This is a genomic window from Lactiplantibacillus sp. C232, assembly GCF_023806725.1.
Lineage (GTDB): Bacteria > Bacillota > Bacilli > Lactobacillales > Lactobacillaceae > Lactiplantibacillus > Lactiplantibacillus plantarum.
The window spans coordinates 1-4,903 of sequence record NZ_JAMSKZ010000034.1 but is presented as its reverse complement, the minus strand read 5'-3'; the positions used below and the strand labels follow the sequence as shown (position 1 = coordinate 4,903).

The window sequence follows — 4,903 nt, the reverse complement described above, 5'->3', positions numbered from 1 at the left end:
GGATCCACCGAGGGTTCAAAGGACTCCAGGACACCTTGGAAGCATCATTTATTTAAGTTAGATACATATTATATGTACGAAGGCATTTCATTTACACAAGATTCTTGACGCTACCCAGTATCTGGATGCAATATATGTGATTAACTATGCCATGGCTCATCAAAACCAGTATATGACGGTTGATGATTTGAAAAATACAATTCAAGAAATGCTGGTAAATAATAGGGAAAATGGAAAGGAAAATAAGAGTAAGAAGCGGTCAATCATAAAATGGTTCAAACACACTATTAATTCTACTGAAGATAGTATGTTTTACGGAGTTTGGATATTTTCAATGGTTCCGCTGATTATGATTGAGCATAGTATCTATAAACTAGTTAATTGGGGAAGTAAACAGGCGGCATTATTTACCATTCTAATAGTGGCATTTGCTCTGGTGTTCATTGTTTATTTTTGTCATATGTATAAACTTTTAAATGAAAGTGTTGAAAGCGCAAAAAGTTATAAAACTTGGATACTAGACCTTGATTATTACAGTAATGGTAGGAAAAACTTCAGTTATTATGATATCAATATTAATCATGGGGTTTTATCATTAAAACAAAATACAGCTGGTGTAATTACTGTTACAACTATTGGAAATCAGTATTTAATGATTAAGATTAAAAGGTCTGATGGGCGGTTTAATTGGGAGTTTCCGAGAGGGTTTGTTGAACCAGATGAAATAGACGGTAGTGTGGTTAACTATTCAGCAGCAGCCAAACGTGAGTTGAAAGAAGAACTAAATGTAAATTTATCGACTGTAATAAAGACGATTGATTTAGGAGAAGTAGAACCTGATTCTGGGTTGATTAAAAGTTCCATTCATGTTGTACGAGTAGAACTCTCTGAATTGAAAGAAATTAAACTACAGTCCTCAGAGAAGATAGTAGAGTACAGGTTAATGAATGAAGCTAGTCTTACAAATGAAGTTAAGAAAAGAACAATCATCGATGGTTTTACATTAAGTGCGATTACACTTAGCCGAAACATAAAATAAACACTAATCCCCGTACTGGTCTTAATTAACTAGTACGGGGATTTTGCGCGCGTACCTTAAAAACTTTGGTATATCAAGGTTATTAAATCCTATACTCAGCCAATTGCACAAAATGCTTTTCTTTTCTAGCCCTTTTTAGCCTTTTCTAAAAAAAAATAGAACCCTGACAAACGTTGATTTGTCGGGGTTCTTATTTTTTGAATCTGGTCTCTACTGCTTTAATAAGGAGAGTACAGGATTTGAACCTGCGCGCCGGTATTAGCCGGTTCGCCGGATTTCGAGTCCGGTGCATTACCACTCTGCCAACTCTCCATATGGTACTTAATAAGTATAGCATAATTTTCTGCTGGAATAAATATTTATTCAAAAGATTTAAAGGTAGCGTCAAATATTAGATTGACGCTAAGATTTTAAGACGATTAGTCAACAACGTGCAAAATATTAACCGTAATAATGATCAAATGTTGTATCAATTAATTTATCGTGGCTAGCAAGAGGCTTAGCCACGATTATTAAGATTTTAATGCAATATTTAGAATCCGGTTAAATCGATTAATTAAGCATAAAAAAGCCACTTAAAATATAAAATACTTGGATTTACCGCTATACTAAGCCCGGTATAAATTTTATTTATGGGGGGTAACAAATGAATAATAGAGAACTTGGTCGGTGGCAAGAGCATAAACATATTGGCGACTATGGCTGGGGGATTATATTATGTGTCATCATACTCTGTTGTATTGGTATGTGGGCTGTTTACTATGCTTGTCTGCATGATTTAAAAGTGATTGATCCTGTTCGGACGACAATGATGCAGTGTCTCTGGTACCTTGTGGGTGCATTGATAGCGACAACGATGCTTCACCTAAGTGAAAAACAATTGATGCAGTGGGCCCCGATTGGCTATTCAATTGGCATGCTGTTATTGATACTTTTATTGGTCTTCTATAGTCGAGAATATTATGTTCAAACAGGGGCTAAAAGTTGGTTTGCAATTGGTACACTGACTTTTCAACCAGTTGAAGTTATGAAACCGCTCTATATTTTAATGATGGGCCGGTTAATCGTTCAAGATCAACAGTGGGGACCCCACAATAATTTTAATGCGGATTGGCGGTTGACACGTCGCTTAGTTATTTACACTTTTCCAATTATTGTTGCGTTGAAAATCATCAATGATTTTGGAACGACGTTAGTTTTTCTGACAATTTTTATTGGTATGCTCATTGTTTCACCATGCCGGTTTAGTTTTTTGTGGCGTGTGTTATTGGTGGCCGGATCCATTGGGGTTGTTTTAATTTTGTTAGCGACATCGAGCACGGGCCAATCTCTGTTATCTCATATCGGATTTAAATTGTACCAGTTTGATCGCATCAATACGTGGCTTAACCCAAGCAATGGCGTCTCGGATCAAAGCTATCAATTGTGGCAAAGTATGCGAGCGGTTGGGGTGGGTGGATTAACTGGGAATGGTGTAACTCATAACGCTGTTTATGTGCCAGTTAGGGAATCAGATATGATTTTTTCGGTTGTTGGTGAGACAACTGGGTTCATTGGCTGTAGTGTCTTACTTATCGTTTACATGTACTTGTTTTATCTAATTTTTCGCTCAGCATTCGCTAGTCGACGCCGATTTTATGTCTATGTTTCCACTGGAGTAGCCGTAATGCTAGCTTTCCATATGTTTGAAAACATTGGCATGACGATTGGGCTGTTACCTTTAACGGGAATTCCGTTACCTTTTGTTAGTCAGGGAGGTTCGGCCATAATTGGCGATTTTATGGGGGTTGGCTTGGTTCTTGCGACACAGTATCCTAACGTGCGCTCCATTTTTTCGGTACCGAGAATTTTTCACTAAGTAACAGGATTTTTGTGGCAATTAAAGTCCAAATTTCAAGCTAGACAGTACGAGTAATTTGTTTAGAGATAAATAGTTAAGAAAAAGTTACGATTATAAAGGAAACCTAAAAAGTATAAATAATCACTTGTTAATGATTATCATTAGCTGGTTTCTATTGACGGTTAAAGATCTTGAAACTATGATAGCATTGTTGATTACATCAGCAATAAAAATCAGTTGCAATTAGGTGAGGTTACTTTAAGAATATAGGTTATCGCCCAGAAATGTCGAGAGACAGGAATGAGTAAAGCAGAATTTGCCGAATTAAGGCTCTTTCAAGATAACTAGACTAGTTCTTACGTCTTAAAGTGCTAAAACTCAATGAATGCGTCGATGCAAAAATCGTTATCCATTTTAGTTTTTTACCCCATTAGCTGCAATTTGCTAATGGGGTTTTATTTGCCTAAAAACAACTTGAACATGGAAAGGAGTCACCATGACAAGTTTAAAAAGAGGGATTAAAGTACGTTCTGTGGTGGGAACGATGATGTGGCTTGGACTAAGTATTGGAATATTGCTTATGATTGGCTGGTGCATTGCCAAGATGAACCTGCCGCTCAGTCGATTACCCACTCAGGGTTATTTAGATACTACGGGAGGTAAAGACTACTTAACAATGTCACATTTAGTAGCGGCTGCGTTACGAACAACAACGAGACTATTCATTGGAATGGGCTACTCAATATTGTTTTCTTTGATTTTTGGCATATTAGCAGCGCGCTATCGAAGTGCACGCTATGTTATTTTGCCGATTGTTAATTTATTGGAGTCAGTGCCGTTATTGGGATTTTTAACGTTTACAACTGCATGGTTCATGGGATTGTTTCCCAATAATGTGCTGGGTGTTGAGGCCGTTGCTATTTTCGGCGTTTTCACTGCACAGGCCTGGAATATTATGTTGGCTCTCTATCAGTCACTTCGGGTTACGCCCGAAGACTTGATGACAGTGGCTAAGCAATTTGGCTGTAATAGCTGGCAACGATTCTGGCGCTTAGAATTTCTTTATGCGACGCCAAGCATTCTATGGAATATTGTCATTTCTCAATCGGCCGCTTGGTTTGCCCTAGTCGCTTGTGAACAAGCGACGATCGTGGTTCCTAAAAATGAAACATTAGTGCTACCAGGAATTGGATCATACATCCAGATTGCGCTTGATACAGCTAATTTTGGTGCTGTTATTAATGCAGTGATTGCGCTAGTTATCTGTGTGTTATTGGTCAATGTGTTTATTTTTCAACCGCTGATTAAAGGAACGGCACATTATAAATACGGTACGAGTACCGATAGCCAACTACCACAGCAATCGCAAGTCTATGATTTGATGGTTATGGCTAAAGTGCCGCTGTTAGTTAAGCGATTACATCGTCATATCCGGTATTGGTGGTTATATGGTGCTCCAAAGCAATGGCAAAAACTGGGCTTTTCACGGATTATACGAATATTAAAAAAATATACGGTATATTGGCGTATTGCATGGTGGCTAGTAATAGCTGTTGGTCTATATCGCTTGGGTGTATTACTAATAAAATATCTTGATTGGATTAATTTGAGTGTTTTGTTTAAATGGACCTTCCTAACAACTAGTCGTGTGTTGATAGCTGTTTTACTTTCGGCGCTTATTTTTATTCCACTTGCCGTATGGGTTGCTAGTAATGCGCGGCGGTTAAAACTGATTCAACCGGTTGGACAAGTTTTAGGATCAATTCCCGCGGATATTTATATTCCAATTGTTGCATTAATGATTACGTTGACAGGGACGACACAGCATTGGTGGGTCATTCCATTGATAATGACTGGAACTCAATGGTACTTTTTTTTCAACATTATCGCGGGGTATCTGGCAATTCGGTAGCGTCAAGAATCTTGTGTAAATGAAATGCCTTCGTACATATAATATGTATCTAACTTAAATAAATGATGCTTCCAAGGTGTCCTGGAGTCCTTTGAACCCTCGGTGGATCCGC

3 protein-coding genes, 1 tRNA gene and 1 riboswitch are annotated in these 4,903 nt (G+C 37.9%); of the genes, 3 read left to right on the top strand and 1 reads right to left on the bottom strand.

Going from position 1 to position 4,903, the window contains the following annotated elements:
- The first annotated feature begins 172 nt into the window (after positions 1-172).
- Complete coding sequence (locus tag MZO41_RS16330) at positions 173-1,039, top strand: NUDIX hydrolase (protein WP_164905395.1); 867 nt, start codon at positions 173-175, stop codon at positions 1,037-1,039.
- A gap of 224 nt (positions 1,040-1,263) precedes the next feature.
- Here MZO41_RS16330 and MZO41_RS16325 read toward each other — a convergent pair.
- A tRNA-Ser gene (locus tag MZO41_RS16325) sits at positions 1,264-1,351 on the bottom strand.
- A gap of 334 nt (positions 1,352-1,685) precedes the next feature.
- Here MZO41_RS16325 and MZO41_RS16320 point away from each other — a divergent pair.
- Positions 1,686-2,897 carry an FtsW/RodA/SpoVE family cell cycle protein gene (locus MZO41_RS16320; RefSeq protein WP_003644508.1) on the top strand — a complete coding sequence of 404 codons (1,212 nt, stop codon included), beginning with the start codon at positions 1,686-1,688 and terminating at the stop codon, positions 2,895-2,897.
- A 214-nt stretch (positions 2,898-3,111) separates the two neighbouring features.
- Positions 3,112-3,275: riboswitch (M-box (ykoK) riboswitch) on the top strand.
- 100 nt (positions 3,276-3,375) lie between these two features.
- Positions 3,376-4,791, top strand: coding sequence for an ABC transporter permease subunit (locus MZO41_RS16315; protein ID WP_238326318.1), 1,416 nt, complete (start codon positions 3,376-3,378; stop codon positions 4,789-4,791).
- Positions 4,792-4,903 lie beyond the last annotated feature (112 nt).